Below are 15,204 nucleotides of genomic sequence, written 5' to 3' on the forward strand. Positions count from 1 at the left end.
TGGGCTGAGGGTTCCCCACTAATTTGAAAGCAAAAGCGATAACGTTGCCTCAGAATAACTGAGGGCTTTCAGCGATGCCTCGGTCCGGCTGTAAATCGCTGAGGTGTTTCCTGTAGGCCGGGGCGAGGCGCAGGGATGCGCCGAGAGGGCGGGCTTTACAGGGATGTTACCTCCGCCCGTCCCCGATAAGCCGGAAGGAATAAGCCGAAGGCACCGCGAAGCGGCGATTTATCGCCGGAAGCCCGGGTCGCCAGGGTGGTGGCGACTGAGCCACCCTGGCACGTTCACCGCTCATGCCGTGACAGAGTAGCAAGGAACATAAAGTGAACGGAATAACCACCAGAGCCGTATGTCCCCCTCACCCCAGCCCTCTCCCTCAAGGGAGAGGGGGCCGTCTGTGCAGGCATTATTTTGTGGGGAACCCTCAGCCCCGTGGGAGAGGGTCAGGGCGAGGGCATCAGGCCGCACATACCCGGCGTTTACGCCGCACGCTCGTCCCTATTCGCCAGCACCTGCGGCGTATTGACCTCAATCCAGTCAGCCAGCGCGGCCACCTTCTCGCTCACCTCCAGCCCCATCGGCGTCAGGCTGTATTCCACGTGCGGCGGCACAACCGGATAAGAAACGCGATCGACAAACCCGTCCTGCTCCAGCGCCTGAAGCGATTGGGCCAGCATCTTCTCGCTCACACCGCCCAGCTTGCGGCGCAGATCGCTAAAACGATGCGTCCCCTGACGTAACGCCACCAGGATCAGCACGCCCCAGCGGCTGGTAACATGTTTGAGCACTTCCCGTGACGGGCACTGTTCTGCGAAGAGATTGCCATCGCGCATTTGCTCGCTGAGCGTCGGTATCGGTGTTTTCATACTTACCTTTTTGTGCGTACTTACTAAAAGTTAGTTATGGTGATAGTGTGCCACAACACCAGACAAACACGAAGGAGATTCATCATGATCGCGATTACCGGCGCAACCGGCCAGCTTGGCCAACACGTTATTGAAGAACTGCTGAAAACCGTTCCGGCCAGCCAGATCGTGGCTATTGTGCGTAACCCGGCAAAAGCCGACGCCTTAAGCCAGCGGGGAATTGTGGTACGTCAGGCGGACTATACCGACCAGGCCGCGTTCACCACCGCCCTGAACGGCGTGGATAAGCTGCTGCTTATCTCCTCCAGCGAAGTGGGCCAGCGCGCCGCACAGCATCAGAACGTGATTAACGCCGCCAAAGCCGCCGGGGTGAAACTTATCGCCTACACCAGCCTGCTGCATGCGGATACCTCCCCGCTGGGTCTGCACGTTGAGCACGTCGAAACCGAAAATGCACTGGCGGCTTCAGGCGTGCCTTACGCCCTGCTGCGCAACGGCTGGTACACCGAAAACTACCTGGCAAGCGCGCCGCCAGCGCTGGAACACGGCGTATTTATAGGTGCCGCAGGCGAAGGCAAAATTGCCTCTGCGACCCGTGCGGATTACGCGGCGGCTGCGGCAAAAGTGATTTCTGAAGAGGGTCACGCCGGCAAGGTGTATGAACTGGCAGGTGACAATGCCTGGACGCTGAGCGAACTGGCTGCGGAGCTGAGCAAGCAGAGCGGTAAGCCGGTAACGTATCAGAACCTCAGCGAAGCCGATTATGCCGCTGCACTGAAAGGCGTTGGTCTGCCTGCCGGGCTGGCGGAGATGCTGGCGGATTCCGATACCGGTGCGTCCAAAGGCGGCCTGTTTGACGACAGCCGTACCCTGAGTAAACTGATTGGCCGTCTGACCACGCCGCTGGCGGAGAGCATCAAAGCCATTCTGTAATTGTTAAGAATTGGTTATTTTTTGTGGCATCCCTTCGGGTCATCTCGGATAATGAAGCGATGACCCACAAGGAGGCTCACCGTGCAAGGCGTACCGGAACAGTTTACTGATGAGAGAGACAGCGCGCGCTTTCGCCATCTGGCGCAGTTGCCGGGTCTGGAGCTATATCACGCGCATATTGCTGACTACGCCTTTGAGCCTCACACGCATGAAGCCTTCGGTATCGGCACCATTGAAACCGGCGCCGAACGCTTCCGCTATCGCGGTACCCAACACTTAGCCGCTGAAAAATCGGTCGTGACCATGAACCCGGACGAGATCCACACGGGCGAATCCGCCACCGAAGGCGGCTGGCGCTACCGGATGGTCTATATCGAACCCGACCTGCTGGAAGAAGTCACCGGCCTTCGCCACTGGTGGTTTAGCGACGTGACCCGCCACGACCCGCTGCGCTCGCAGCAAATTGGCCAGCTGATTTACGGCCTTTGGCATACGAACGATGCGCTGGCACAAAAAGGGTTGCTGCTGGATCTGATTGAGACGTTCCAGCCGCTGGCCCGTCACGCGCCGGTAGCCCGGGAGGGCGCGCACCGCTTCGAGCGCGTTCGCGACTATCTGCACGACAACTATATGCGCGCGCTCACCCTGGACGAACTGGCGAGCGTCGTGTCGCTCAGCCCGTACCATTTCCAGCGCCAGTTTAAGGCCCATTTTCACGTCACCCCACACCAGATGCTGATGGCCATCCGGCTGTGGCGCGCCAAAGCATTCCTCACCCACGGCATGCCTGCCGCCGAGGTGGCCGCCGCAACGGGGCTGACCGATCAGTCTCACCTGACCCGCGCCTTTACCCGCCGCTACGGCATTACGCCCGTGCGTTACCAGAAGCAGGTTTCGCCGCGCTAATGCGCAACCTCATACAATACGCGTGCATCTGTGCCTCCTACACTGGCTACAACATGTATTACTGTGGACGAAAAGATGATTAGCGGCGTGTTGTATGCCCTGCTTGCAGGGTTGATGTGGGGGCTGATTTTCGTCGGCCCGCTGATTGTGCCTGAGTACCCGGCAATATTGCAGTCGACCGGACGCTATCTGGCGCTGGGGCTTATTGCCGTGCCGCTGGCATGGCTGGGGCGTGCGCGTCTGCGCCAGCTGAGTTGCCAGGACTGGCTCACCGCGCTGTGGCTGACCATGATGGGTAATCTTATCTACTACGTCTGCCTGGCGAGCGCCATTCAGCGTACCGGTGCGCCGGTGTCGACCATGATTATCGGCACGCTGCCGGTGGTCATTCCGGTTTTCGCAAACCTGCTTTATAGCCAGCGTGACGGCAAACTGGCGTGGTCAAAAATGGTGCCTGCGCTGGTATGCATCGCCGTGGGGCTGGTGTGCGTGAATATTGCCGAGCTACGCCACGGCCTCGAAAACTTCAGCTTGTGGCGTTACGGTTCTGGGATCTTTCTGGCGGTTATTTCGGTTGTCTGCTGGGCCTGGTATGCCCTGCGCAACGCACGCTGGCTGCGGGAAAACCCGGATAAACATCCGATGATGTGGGCGACGGCGCAGGCGCTGGTCACGCTTCCTGTCTCGTTGCTGGGCTATGTGGGTGCATGTATCTGGCTGGGTAGCCAGCATCCGGATTTCGCCCTGCCCTTCGGACCGCGCCCGTGGGTATTCGTCGGGTTAATGGTCGCCATTGCCGTGCTCTGTTCGTGGGTTGGCGCGCTGTGCTGGAACATTGCCAGCCAGAAGCTGCCGACGGTGATACTGGGGCCGCTGATTGTCTTTGAAACGCTGGCCGGGCTGCTCTATACCTTCCTGATGCGCCAGAGCGTGCCGCCGCTGCTAACGGCCTGCGGGATCGCGCTGCTGGTCGTTGGGGTGGTGATTGCGGTGAGAGCGAAGCCGGAAAAACCGATGGTCGTTCCGGCGTCGGAGGGGTGAGCTTTTCGCCCAGCGGCGCTTCGCTTGCAGGGCCTACAAAACCGTAGGCCGGGTAAGCGTCAGCGCCACCCGGCACAGTATCAGAACGTTTCCCAGTTCGCTTCAGACGCCGCTACGGGCTGCGCTTTAGGTACATAGGTCTTTACTGGCGCGGCTTTCACCGCCTGGTTACGGGTGATCTTAAACACCGCCACCGCGTCGTTCAGGCGCGCGGCCTGATCTTCCAGCGCCGCCGCCGCCGCCGCAGACTCCTCCACCAGCGAGGCGTTCTGTTGGGTAACGCGATCCATCTCCGCCACCGCCTGGCCCACCTGGTCGATACCGCGGCTCTGTTCGTCGGAGGCCGACGCAATCTCCCCCATGATGTCCGTCACGCGCGTAACTGCATTGACGATCTCTGCCATCGTCGCGCCCGCTTCATTTACCAGCTGAGAGCCCGCGTTAACGCGCTCGCCGGAATCATCGATCAGGGCTTTGATCTCTTTCGCCGCCTGGGCGCTGCGCTGGGCAAGGGTACGCACCTCACCCGCGACAACCGCGAAGCCACGCCCCTGCTCGCCCGCACGCGCCGCTTCTACCGCCGCGTTCAGCGCCAGAATATTGGTCTGGAAAGCAATGCCATCGATTACGTTGGTAATTTGCGCAATTTTGCTGGAACTGGTGGCGATTTCGTCCATGGTGCGCACCACGCCTTCTACCACATTTCCGCCCTTCTTCGCGGTGGAGGAGGCGTCCAGCGCCAGACGCGACGCCTGACGCGCGTTATCGGCGTTTTGCTTCACGGTGGCGGTTAACTGTTCCATGCTGGCTGCCGTCTCTTCCAGAGAAGCGGCCTGCTGCTCTGTGCGAGACGAGAGATCGTTGCTGCCCGCCGAGATTTCACCCGCGCCGGTGTAGATGGTATCTGCGCCTTCACGCACTACGCCCACCGTGTTGGCCAGCGCAGTCTGCATCTCCTGAACGTTGCGCGCCAGGATCGCCATTTCATTTTTACCCTCAGCCTGAATCGGCTGGGTTAAATCCCCTGCCGCAATGGCGCGGATATGGCTGATCACCTCTTCCAGCGGCAGCAGCAGCACGCGGCGCATCGCAATCCAGCTGGAAATAATCACCGCGATCACCAGCAGCATCACCGCAGAGAGGATCCACAGAATGCGTTTGTAGTCGCTTTCATTGTCTTTGATGCCTTTGTCGGTGAGCGCGGCCTGCGCCTCGCGCCATTCGCGATAGACCTTTTGCATCGCGGTCTGCTTCTGTTCGGCATTTTGTTTGAACATATCCTCCAGATTGCCCTGCCCCAGCAGAACGTTCATTTGCGTCAGCGTGGCGGAGTAGATGCGGTAGTGCTCTTCCAGCCTGTCGGCCAGGTGCTCGTCCATACCCGGCGTTTCCGGCAGCGCGTAATATTTATCGTAATGTGTCTGGGCATCAGCCAGCAGGTTTTTCGCGGTATTGACCAGCTCGTTCAACTGCCCGCCGTTAATCTGCGACGCCATGCTGCTTTGCAGACGCAGCATGCCGCGGTTAAGGGTGACACGCGCCTGATTCAGGCTGATCCAGGCGTCGGTAAACTCCGCGACGTTCTGGCTGGAAAGCTGAGAAACGGTGAAGTTCTCTTTGTCGTTATTGAGCGCATTAATGAAAATGCCGGCGGAGATCAGTTGCATGATGCCGAGCACAAGCAGCACCGAAATCAAAAGAGTAATGACTTTTATACGTTTAAACATGCGTTGCCTTTTTTATATACAGGTATTGTCTGACCTGTATCTATCGGCACGCGCGGCAGGTTGTTTACTGTTTCTCCACCTTTAAAAACTTTCGAAAGCCCTTTTCTGCATTCAATCAGCAAGTTAAAAGCACGCTTTTTTTTGTGATCCCCTTCTCATTTTTACCCTTGCCTCTAAAGGGTTATAGTATCCTCATAAAGATGCATTTAAAATGCATCTTATATTCCTGATGATGAGGTAACTGCTATGGCCTTCCGCGACCAACCCTTAGGCGAGCTGGCGCTCTCCATCCCTCGCGCTTCAGCGCTGTTCCGTAAATACGATATGGATTACTGCTGCGGCGGTAAGCAAACGCTGGCGCGCGCAGCGTCGCGTAAAGAGCTGGATGTAGAAGCTATCGAAGCGGAGCTGGCTAAGCTGGCAGAACAGCCTGTCGACAAAGACTGGCGCACCGCGCCGCTGGCTGAAATCATCGACCATATCATTGTGCGTTACCACGACCGTCACCGCGAACAGCTGCCGGAGCTGATTTTACAGGCCACCAAAGTTGAGCGCGTTCACGCCGATAAACCTTCCGTACCGCGCGGCCTGGCAAAATACCTGACCATGCTGCACGAAGAACTATCCAGCCACATGATGAAAGAGGAGCAGATCCTCTTCCCGATGATCAAACAGGGCATGGGCAGCCAGGCAATGGGGCCAATCAGCGTGATGGAAAGCGAACATGATGACGCCGGCGAACTGCTGGAAGTGATCAAACACACCACCCACAATGTCACACCGCCGCCAGAGGCGTGCACCACCTGGAAAGCGATGTACAACGGCATCAACGAGATGATCGACGATCTGATGGAACACATCAGTCTTGAGAATAACGTTCTGTTCCCGCGTGCATTATCGGGTAAATAAAAAAAGCCCGGTGGCGCTAGCGCTTACCGGGCCTACAACGTCCTCGAACGTAAGCCGGGTAAGCGTCAGCGCCACCCGGCAACATGCTTAACGCATGCCAGCCATCCGTTTCTTACCGATAAACAGCCAGCCCAGCCCCAGCGCGATAAACCACAGCGGCGTGACGATCAGTGCCTGACGGGTATCTTCTTCCAGCGTCAGTAGCACCAGCACGAAGACGAAGAACGCCATACACACCCAGCACATCAGCTTGCCCAGTGGCATCTTGTAGATCGACTTCTCATGCAGATGTGGACGCTGTTTGCGGTACACCAGGTATGAGCAGAGGATGATGGTCCAGACGAACATAAACAGGATCGCCGACACCGTGGTGATCATGGTGAACGCGCCGATTACGCTCGGGTTAACGTAGAGCATCACCACACCGCCCAGCAGACAGATGCAGGAGAAGGTCAGCCCTTTCGCCGGTACCGCACGTTTAGACAGTTTGGCGAACGCGCTCGGGGCAACGCCCTCCTGCGCCAGACCAAACAGCATACGGCTGGTGGAGAAGACGCCGCTGTTCGCGGAAGAGGCCGCAGAGGTCAGCACCACGAAGTTAATCAGGCTCGCGGCAGCAGGCAGCCCCACCAGAACGAACAGCTCGACGAACGGGCTCTTGGTTGGCACTACTGAGCTCCATGGCGTCACGGACATAATGATGATCAGCGCGAACACGTAGAACATGATGATACGCAGCGGAATGGAGTTGATCGCGCGCGGCAGGGATTTCTCCGGATCTTTAGTTTCCGCCGCCGTGGTTCCCACCAGCTCAATACCGACAAACGCGAACACCGCAATCTGGAAACCGGCGAAGAAGCCGCTGATGCCTTTCGGGAACCAGCCGCCATCATTCCACAGATGGGCAAACGAGGCCTGAACGCCAGTTGGCGACTGGAAGTGCGTCAGCACCATTACTAGCCCGACGACAATCAGCGCGATGATGGCGACGATTTTGATCATCGCGAACCAGAACTCCATCTCACCGAACATTTTAACGGTCGCGAGGTTGAGGCTCAGCAGCAGGACAATCACCGCCAGCGAGGCCACCCAGTCCGACAGGCCGGGGAACCAGAATTGGGCGTAGGCCGTAATAGCGACAACATCCGCCATGCCGGTAACCACCCAGCAGAACCAGTAGGTCCAGCCGGTAAAATAGCCCGCCCACGGGCCAAGCAGGTCTGACGCGAAGTCGCTGAAGGATTTGTATTCGAGGTTCGAGAGCAGCAATTCACCCATTGCACGCATCACGAAAAAGAGCATAAAACCGATGATCATATAAACGAAGATGATCGACGGGCCTGCAAGACTGATAGTTTTGCCCGAGCCCATAAATAGCCCTGTGCCGATGGCGCCGCCAATGGCAATGAGCTGAATGTGACGGTTCGTGAGATTTCGCCGTAGCGACTGTTCAGACGTCGCCTCTTCTGCGGCGGCGACTTTGACCTGATCTACCATGTGATATTTTCCTGTTTATGCCTGTCTGTGTTGTTAAGGCTCTTCTGGCCTTTAAATACGCCAAAAAAATGACGTTCCCTTTGTAAGGGCTAATCGATAGTAGGTAAGAATCGGCGGGATGAATACTATGATTTGAATATTATGTTAATAATATGTTGAAAGTGAGTGTCATATCACTCATACAGCGCGAAACAGCTCACAAAAATACACGTAACAGTTTCGTTTGCAATACAAAATGTTGATTCCGTCGTAACTCCAGGTTTTATCGCTATTTTCCTCTCCCCGATCGGAGAGAGGAAAATAAGAAAAACCGATTACAGGATTTCCAGCAGCTCGACTTCAAACACCAGGGTGCTGAATGGCGGAATGGACGCGCCAGCGCCACGCTCGCCGTATGCCAGGTTGTGCGGGATAGTCAGTTCCCATTTTGAACCTACTGGCATCAGGGTCAGGGCTTCGATCCAGCCTGCAATCACGCCGTTGACCGGGAATTCAGCCGGTTCGCCACGCGCGACGGAGCTGTCGAACACGGTGCCGTCGATCAGCTTACCGGTGTAGTGTACGCGAACGTGGTCGGTACGCGCCGGGATTGCGCCATCACCCTGATTGATTACGCGGAACTGCAAGCCGGACTCGGTGCTGTTCACGCCTTCACGCTCACGGTTCTCTTCCAGATATTTCACGCCTTCTGCCGCCATCTCTTCGAAACGCGCGCGACGTACAGTGTCAGCACGTTCGTGGATTTCACGCAGCGCACGGTGCACAACGTCAACCGGCACAGCGGGCTGCTTGCCTTCCAGCGCGTCAGCGATACCCGCCACCAGCGCTTCCGGTAACAGACCTTCCAGGCCGGATTCGCTCAGCTGCTGTCCTACCTGCAAGCCGATGCCGTAGCTTGCCTGCGCTTCGATAGTGTCAAAAGTCGGGGTGGTCATGGGTTTTCCTTCCATCACATTTAAAGTAGCGGGCAGCATATCAGCCATGCCCTTATGGGTAAAACTTTGTCTTAAGTAAAGGTGACAAACTGCGACGAAACGGAAACAATAGTAGCCGTCAGGATTTTCCCTAATATATGTCACGAAAGCTGGCTTTGTTACGCCCATCAGGCAGTTAGCAAACTACACTTCTCAGGACAGGATAAAAAGACGCGGAGCAGGAGGAGAGCCATGCCCGGGCGATTTGAACTGAAACCTACCCTGGCGAAAATCTGGCATGCGCCGGATAACTTTCGCATCATGGACCCGCTGCCGCCTTTGCACCGCAGAGGCATTATCATCGGCGCGTTGCTGATGGTCATCGGTTTCCTGCTTCCTTCCGGCAGTGACAACGTTGATACCGGGCCGGTAAGCCGCAATGCTGAGCTGGATATCCAGTCGCAAAGCCAGCCGCAGCCTGATTCACAGCCGATGCAGACGCAACTGGTCACACCGTCTAACGATCCGGGCCAGGTTGCGCCGGTTGAACCTGAACCTGTTCAGGAAGATCAGGAGCAGGCCGCCGCCCCTTCAGAGCCACAGGCGCAACAGCCCACCGGCATTGAGCAGCAGTGGCGTTCGTATCGCGTAGAGCCAGGGAAAACCCTTGCTCAGCTGTTCCGCGACCACAATCTGCCGGCAACGGATGTGTATGCCATGGCGCAAGTCGAGGGGGCTGGCAAGCCGCTCAGCAACCTGCAAAATGGTCAGATGGTGCAGATCCGCCAGAATGCCAGTGGGGTGGTGACCGGGTTAACGATCGATACCGGAAACGGGCAGCAGGTACTGTTTACCCGCCAGCCGGACGGCAGTTTTATCAGAGCACGTTAATAGCCCAGGCCGGGTAAGGCGAAGCCGCCCCCCGGCACTTTTGTTCTCAGGCACGACGTTTATTCACCCACCAGATCCCCGAGCAGACCAGCACCAGCGCAATCGCGTATTTGATGTCCAGAATGTCTTCGCCGAGGAATATGGCGGAGAGCACCGTTCCTGCTACAGGTATGTCAAAGTTGAACGGGGCAATCATACTCACGCGGTTCACTTTCAGCAGCGCGCTCCACAGGGCGAACGCCACGGATGAGAGCAGCGTCAGATACCCCAGCACGGCGACGGCCTTCATGCTGTGCACCTCCAGCGCCCCGCCCGTGGCATAGCCTCCCGCAACCAGTGCCGCCCCGCCTATCGCCAGCTGCCATCCCGTCATCACCGTCGGGTCAACGGTCTGGGAAATGCGTTTCCCGTAAAGCGTGGCCGCAGAGAGAATAAAGGCCGCCAGCACCACAAATCCGTCACCTTGCCAGACAAACTGGAAATCACTTAACCCGCCGTGGAAGTTCACCGGCATCACGCCGGTAAAGCCCAGAACACAGCCCAGCGTTTTGTTATAGCTGAGTTTGTCGTTGTGGTAGATAAAGTGCGCCAGCAGCACGCTGAAGAAGGTCCCGGTGGCATTCATGATCGAACCGTTCACCCCGGTGGTGTAAGCAAGGCCGATATAAAAGAAGGTGTACTGGATGGTGGTCTGGGTCAGCCCGAGGATCGTGAGCTGACCAAACTGCGTGGGTGTGAGCCTGGCAATCGGTTTACGCTGGGCCAGGGCAAAGAGCAGCAGCAACGCACCGGCAAACAGAAAACGGTATCCGGCAAAGACGACTTTGGACGGAATATCATCGGTCGCGATCTGGAAGAGTTCGTAGCCGCTTTTAATGGCCGGGTATGAGCTTCCCCAAAGCAGACAGCAGAGCGTGGCGCAGGCATAGGCCACATTTCGACGGGCAAAGACGGGCGTGGGCAGAGCGGTATCCATGACAAATCTCATAAATAAAATTGCGTTTCAATTTATTATCAGAGAATGCATCAGGAATAGCGACCTTACAATCGCAAAACATGACGTAGGGTCACGCTAAAAAGCAAAACGCCGGCACAAGGCCGGCGCTTCGACGTGAGCAGAGTAAAAAATTACTCAGCTACTACGTTAACAACCAGTTTAGCGAACACTTCGCTGTGAACCTGGAAGTCAACTTCGTGCTCACCAGTGGTACGCAGAACGCCGTTCGGCATGCGAACTTCGCTCTTAGCCACTTTAACGCCTGCTGCAGTGACTGCATCAGCGATATCGCGGGTACCGATGGAACCGAACAGTTTACCTTCGTCGCCGGCTTTAGACGCGATGGTAACGGTGCCCAGTGCGTTGATTGCTTCAGCGCGAGCGTTAGCAGCCGCCAGAACGTCAGCCAGTTTGGCTTCCAGTTCAGCACGACGTGCTTCGAAAAACTCTACGTTTTTCTTAGTAGCTGGAACAGCTTTACCCTGTGGTACCAGGAAGTTACGAGCGTAACCCGCTTTAACGTTTACCTGATCACCCAGGCTGCCCAGGTTTGCTACTTTATCAAGCAGAATAACTTGCATTACCTTATCCTCTTAAAGTCGTATTAATGGACCGTGCCCGATTACTGATGACGATCAGTGTACGGCAGCAGAGACAGGTAGCGAGCGCGTTTGATAGCGCGAGCCAGCTGACGCTGATATTTTGCACGAGTACCGGTGATACGGCTTGGGACAATCTTACCGCTTTCGGTGATGTAGTTTTTCAGCGTTGCGATATCTTTATAGTCGATCTCTTGAACGCCTTCCGCGGTGAAACGGCAGAACTTGCGACGACGGAAATAACGTGCCATTTGGCTAGTCTCCAGTATCTATCAAATCAATCTGCTCGGCATGCAGAACCATTTTGCTCAGGCCGTTCTTTGCCTTGTGGCAAGAGATGAACCCCTGAACGATTACTGCACTACCGACCGTTAAACTGTGAGTAATGGCCTGGTTTTCGTGTCCGCTAATGATAACGGGCATTTGGCACCACGCCTGCCGGTGAAACCCGGCTTCCTCTTGCACAGAACGATGCTCAAGCACGAACTGGCAATGCGGAATTCCTGATGGGCTGACCTTTCGAAGGGGGGTCCTGCACACGGTGCCGGACAACACCAGACGGTTGGTCATCAGAAATTACTCTTCAGAATCCCCAGCATCAGAATCATCTGCGGTTTCGTTTGCGAAATCATCGCGACGCTCACGGCGCTCGTCTTTCGCTTTAACCATCGGAGATGCTTCGGTCACTGCGTGTTTGGTACGCATAACCATGCTGCGGATAACGGCATCGTTGAAGCGGAAGGTAGTTTCCAGCTCATCAATCACTTCCTGCGGCGCTTCAACGTTCATCAGAACGTAGTGAGCTTTGTGCAGTTTGTTGATTGGGTAAGCCAGCTGACGGCGGCCCCAGTCTTCCAGACGGTGGATCGTGCCTTCTGCACCAGTGATGGCAGCAGAGTAACGCTCGATCATACCCGGAACCTGTTCGCTCTGGTCAGGATGGACCATAAAAACGATTTCGTAATGACGCATCGAATTGCTCCTTACGGATTATTCAGCCTCCTGTCTGGGTCAGCCGAGGCCCGGGGAGGCAAGGAACGTGTTAAAGGTCGGCTGAAAAATTGACGCGTCATAATACTTGCGCGCCCCGCTAAACACAAGGTGATTGCACAAATAATTCGCACAAAGGGTAAAGCTGTTCTAAGTGGGTGATTTAAAATCTCACTTATCAGAAACGCTGTTTTTTTGAACAACACCATCAGAAATGGTCACCCATCGCAACCCGAGTAGCGATTACACTTTAATCAGAAGCCTTAAGCAGAGAAGGAGAGCATTACCCCATATCACAGCACGCAGTTGTGGAGCGCATATCATGAAAAGAATCGCATTCGCCATTTTGGCTGCGCTTTTGCTCAGTGCAAACGCGATGGCAGCCATCAAGATAGACAGCCGACAGGCCAGAAACATGGATGATGTGCAGAGCTTAGGCGTTATTTACATCAATCATAACTTCGCCACTGAAAGTGAAGCAGATCAGGCGCTTAATGAAGAAACCGATGCGCAGGGCGCAAAATACTATCACGTCATACTGACACGTGAGCCCGGCAGCAACGGCAATATGCGCGCCAGCGCAGATATTTACCAGTAACGCTTTATCTCCAGCACCAGGAAAGCCAACGAAAATCATAGCTATATATGATTGCCCCCTGCCGGGGGCTTTTTTTATGAATGGCTCCGGAATACCACCGGTTACAACAGTTTCGGTATTCCAGAGCACTTATTCACTTCTGCCCGTAATAAGCATTCGGGCCGTGCTTACGCATGAAATGCTTGTTCATCAGATAATCATCAATGCCCTGAAGCTGTGGGTTAATGCCGCGCGCAATCCACGCCATTCGAGCCACCTCTTCCATCACCACCGCGTTATGCACGGCGTCATGCGCATCTTTACCCCAGGAGAATGGACCATGCTGGTACACCACAATACCCGGCGTATGCAGTGGTTCCGTCTCACCCAGCGTTTCGATAATGACCTTGCCGGTGTTAAGTTCGTACTCGCCTTCGACCTCAGCCTGCGTTAACGCCCGCGTGCAGGGAATATCGCCGAAGAAGTAGTCCGCGTGCGTCGTACCCAAAGCAGGGATAGCCAGCCCGGCCTGTGCCCAGGCGGTGGCGTGCGTGGAATGGGTATGCACAACACCACCCAGGGACGGGTAACGCTGGTACAGCGCCAGATGGGTTGCCGTATCTGAAGAAGGACGCCATTTGCCTTCAACAACGTGTCCTTCCAGGTCAACCACCACCATATCGTCCACTTTCATGGCGTCATAGGCCACGCCGCTCGGCTTAATCACCACCAGCCCCTGATCGCGATCGATGGCGCTTACGTTGCCCCAGGTAAACGTCACCAGTCCATAGCGCGGGAGATCCATATTGGCCTCAAAGACCTGCTGTTTCAGCTTAAGCATGTTCCGCCTCCAGTAAGCCTGCCCGCGCCATGCGCTCGCGTACCCAGTCCCGGGCTTTCGCCACTTCTGCCGCCGGGTCGTCCGCGGTTTCGCTCCACATCTCAATCAGGTAAGGTCCGCAATAACCTGTCTGTTTGAGCGTCTGGAAGCACCGTTCGAAATCCACCACCCCGGTGCCGAACGGTACGTTTTTAAACACGCCGGGACGGGTATCTTTTACGTGCACCGCCACGATATGCCCGATGCCCGCCTGCAACTCCATCTGTACGTCGTTATCCCATGCCGACAGGTTGCCGATATCCGGATAAAGCTGGAACCACGGATTGTTCAGATAGTGCGCGTAGCCCAGCGCCTTGCTGATGGAGTTCATCAATGGATAATCCATGATCTCCATCGCCAGCGTCACCTGCGCACGGCTTGCCATCTCAACGCTCTCTTTCAGGCCGTCACGGAAACGACGGCGCGTTTCATCGTTGGCTTCCTGATAGTAAACATCGTAACCCGCCAGTTGGATCACGCGAATACCAACATCCTGTGCAAAGCGAATGGCTTTACGCATGATCTCCAGCCCTTCGGCGCGTACGGCATCATCTTCGCTGCCAAGCGGAAAACGACGGTGAGCGCTCAGGCACATGGACGGCACGCGCACGCCGGTTTCGGCAATGGCGCTCACCAGCGCCAGACGCTGGTCGCGGCGCCAGTCCAGGCGAGAAAGACGCTCGTCCGTCTCATCCACCGACATTTCGACAAAATCGAAACCCAGCTGCTTCGCCAGCTGTAACCGCTCCAGCCAGCACTCCCCCGCAGGGAGTGCCTTTTCATAGATGCCAAGTGGGACCTGTTTTGACAACATACCCGCTCCTTAACCCCAAAGCTGAGCGATTGAGCGTTTAAACTGACGCGCAGCTTCCACAGGAGATTCCGCATCGCGAATGCTACGACCGGCAATAAAGACGTGGATTGGAATACCCTTGAACAGCGGCAGATCTTCCAGCGCCAGACCACCGGTCACGGTCACTTTGAAGCCCATATCGGCCAGGCGTTTGATCGCGTTGATATCAGCTTCGCCCCACGCCACACCTGCGGCCTGCGCATCACGGCTGCGGTGATAAACCACCTGCTGGATACCCGCTTCGCGCCACTCCTGTGCCTGCTCCCAGGTCCAGAAGCCGGTCAGTTCAATCTGCACGTCGCCGTTGAACTCTTTCGCCACGTCCAGCGCGCCTTTCGCAGTGTTGATATCTGCACAGCAGATCACGGTGACCCAGTCGGCGTTGGCTTCAAAGCACATGCGAGAGAGAATTTTGCCCGCATCGGCAATTTTGGCATCCGCCAGCACGATTTTATGCGGATAGAGCGCCTTCAGGTCACGAACCGCACGAACGCCTTCGCCCACGCACAGAATGGTGCCGACTTCGATGATGTCCACCTCTTCCGCAATCAGACGGGTGGTTTCGTAAGCGTGAGACAGCGTCTGGTTATCCAGCGCGACCTGCAACATTGGTAATGACATTTT

At 56.2% G+C, this 15,204-nt stretch carries 18 protein-coding genes; 6 read left to right on the forward strand and 12 right to left on the reverse strand.

Features of this window, described 5'->3' with window-relative positions:
- Window positions 1-479 precede the first annotated feature (479 nt).
- The gene (locus CKK19_RS02750) at window positions 480-866 is read right to left on the reverse strand and encodes a winged helix-turn-helix transcriptional regulator (RefSeq protein ID WP_063853081.1); all 387 of its coding nucleotides are present in this window, start codon (window positions 864-866) and stop codon (window positions 480-482) included.
- Between the two features lie 84 nt (window positions 867-950).
- Here CKK19_RS02750 and CKK19_RS02755 point away from each other — a divergent pair, with 84 nt between their 5' ends.
- The 3 genes from CKK19_RS02755 (at window position 951) to CKK19_RS02765 (ending at window position 3,746) form a co-directional block, all read left to right on the forward strand.
- The gene (locus tag CKK19_RS02755; RefSeq protein ID WP_063853083.1) at window positions 951-1,799 is read left to right on the forward strand and encodes an SDR family oxidoreductase; all 849 of its coding nucleotides are present in this window, start codon (window positions 951-953) and stop codon (window positions 1,797-1,799) included.
- A gap of 81 nt (window positions 1,800-1,880) precedes the next feature.
- Entirely contained in the window at window positions 1,881-2,705 is an 825-nt protein-coding gene (locus CKK19_RS02760) for an AraC family transcriptional regulator (protein WP_023299151.1), read from the forward strand.
- Between the two features lie 75 nt (window positions 2,706-2,780).
- Window positions 2,781-3,746, forward strand: coding sequence for a DMT family transporter (locus tag CKK19_RS02765; protein ID WP_032625208.1), 966 nt, complete (start codon window positions 2,781-2,783; stop codon window positions 3,744-3,746).
- Window positions 3,747-3,826: 80 nt separating this feature from the next.
- On the opposite strand, the gene CKK19_RS02770 is transcribed toward CKK19_RS02765, so the two are convergent.
- Complete coding sequence (locus CKK19_RS02770) at window positions 3,827-5,473, reverse strand: methyl-accepting chemotaxis protein (RefSeq protein WP_022646842.1); 1,647 nt, start codon at window positions 5,471-5,473, stop codon at window positions 3,827-3,829.
- A 246-nt stretch (window positions 5,474-5,719) separates the two neighbouring features.
- Between CKK19_RS02770 and ytfE the strand changes: the two genes are divergently transcribed.
- Window positions 5,720-6,382: an iron-sulfur cluster repair protein YtfE gene (gene ytfE, locus CKK19_RS02775; RefSeq protein WP_023299148.1), complete on the forward strand. Its 663-nt coding sequence runs from the start codon at window positions 5,720-5,722 to the stop codon at window positions 6,380-6,382.
- Window positions 6,383-6,469: 87 nt separating this feature from the next.
- Here the strand turns inward: ytfE and cycA are convergent, their stop codons facing one another.
- A complete protein-coding gene (cycA, locus tag CKK19_RS02780; RefSeq protein WP_022646840.1) occupies window positions 6,470-7,879 on the reverse strand; it encodes a D-serine/D-alanine/glycine transporter in 1,410 nt (469 codons plus the stop codon).
- A 314-nt stretch (window positions 7,880-8,193) separates the two neighbouring features.
- Window positions 8,194-8,814, reverse strand: a complete 621-nt coding sequence (gene fklB, locus CKK19_RS02785) for an FKBP-type peptidyl-prolyl cis-trans isomerase (RefSeq protein WP_022646839.1) — start codon at window positions 8,812-8,814, stop codon at window positions 8,194-8,196.
- A gap of 231 nt (window positions 8,815-9,045) precedes the next feature.
- Here fklB and CKK19_RS02790 point away from each other — a divergent pair, with 231 nt between their 5' ends.
- Window positions 9,046-9,684 (forward strand): OapA family protein, encoded by a 639-nt coding sequence (locus CKK19_RS02790; protein ID WP_032625204.1) that lies wholly within the window; start codon window positions 9,046-9,048, stop codon window positions 9,682-9,684.
- A gap of 46 nt (window positions 9,685-9,730) precedes the next feature.
- Here CKK19_RS02790 and CKK19_RS02795 read toward each other — a convergent pair whose 3' ends face one another.
- The 5 genes from CKK19_RS02795 to rpsF all read right to left on the reverse strand — a co-directional run bounded on the left by CKK19_RS02795 (window position 9,731) and on the right by rpsF (window position 12,252).
- Window positions 9,731-10,660, reverse strand: a complete 930-nt coding sequence (locus tag CKK19_RS02795; protein WP_063853085.1) for a DMT family transporter — start codon at window positions 10,658-10,660, stop codon at window positions 9,731-9,733.
- 152 nt (window positions 10,661-10,812) lie between these two features.
- Window positions 10,813-11,262, reverse strand: coding sequence for a 50S ribosomal protein L9 (rplI, locus tag CKK19_RS02800; RefSeq protein ID WP_006810372.1), 450 nt, complete (start codon window positions 11,260-11,262; stop codon window positions 10,813-10,815).
- A 41-nt stretch (window positions 11,263-11,303) separates the two neighbouring features.
- Window positions 11,304-11,531 (reverse strand): 30S ribosomal protein S18, encoded by a 228-nt coding sequence (gene rpsR, locus CKK19_RS02805; protein WP_000135199.1) that lies wholly within the window; start codon window positions 11,529-11,531, stop codon window positions 11,304-11,306.
- Between the two features lie 4 nt (window positions 11,532-11,535).
- Window positions 11,536-11,850 carry a primosomal replication protein N gene (gene priB / locus CKK19_RS02810; RefSeq protein ID WP_022646836.1) on the reverse strand — a complete coding sequence of 105 codons (315 nt, stop codon included), beginning with the start codon at window positions 11,848-11,850 and terminating at the stop codon, window positions 11,536-11,538.
- 6 nt (window positions 11,851-11,856) lie between these two features.
- Window positions 11,857-12,252, reverse strand: a complete 396-nt coding sequence (gene rpsF / locus CKK19_RS02815) for a 30S ribosomal protein S6 (RefSeq protein ID WP_003856034.1) — start codon at window positions 12,250-12,252, stop codon at window positions 11,857-11,859.
- Between the two features lie 340 nt (window positions 12,253-12,592).
- Between rpsF and yjfY the strand changes: the two genes are divergently transcribed.
- Complete coding sequence (yjfY, locus tag CKK19_RS02820) at window positions 12,593-12,868, forward strand: DUF1471 family protein YjfY (RefSeq protein WP_023299144.1); 276 nt, start codon at window positions 12,593-12,595, stop codon at window positions 12,866-12,868.
- 133 nt (window positions 12,869-13,001) lie between these two features.
- Here the strand turns inward: yjfY and CKK19_RS02825 are convergent, their stop codons facing one another.
- Genes CKK19_RS02825 through ulaD form a run of 3 tightly spaced genes read right to left on the reverse strand, consistent with a single transcriptional unit; the run spans window position 13,002 to window position 15,201 of the window.
- Window positions 13,002-13,688 (reverse strand): L-ribulose-5-phosphate 4-epimerase, encoded by a 687-nt coding sequence (locus tag CKK19_RS02825; RefSeq protein WP_063853089.1) that lies wholly within the window; start codon window positions 13,686-13,688, stop codon window positions 13,002-13,004.
- Window positions 13,681-14,541 carry an L-ribulose-5-phosphate 3-epimerase gene (locus tag CKK19_RS02830; RefSeq protein WP_022646833.1) on the reverse strand — a complete coding sequence of 287 codons (861 nt, stop codon included), beginning with the start codon at window positions 14,539-14,541 and terminating at the stop codon, window positions 13,681-13,683. Before CKK19_RS02830 ends, CKK19_RS02825 begins: the two co-directional genes overlap by 8 nt.
- Before the next feature lie 9 nt (window positions 14,542-14,550).
- Complete coding sequence (gene ulaD, locus CKK19_RS02835) at window positions 14,551-15,201, reverse strand: 3-keto-L-gulonate-6-phosphate decarboxylase UlaD (RefSeq protein ID WP_022646832.1); 651 nt, start codon at window positions 15,199-15,201, stop codon at window positions 14,551-14,553.
- Window positions 15,202-15,204 lie beyond the last annotated feature (3 nt).

Source organism: Enterobacter sp. CCUG 70166 (assembly GCF_020224095.1).
Classification (GTDB): Bacteria; Pseudomonadota; Gammaproteobacteria; order Enterobacterales; family Enterobacteriaceae; genus Enterobacter; species Enterobacter intestinihominis.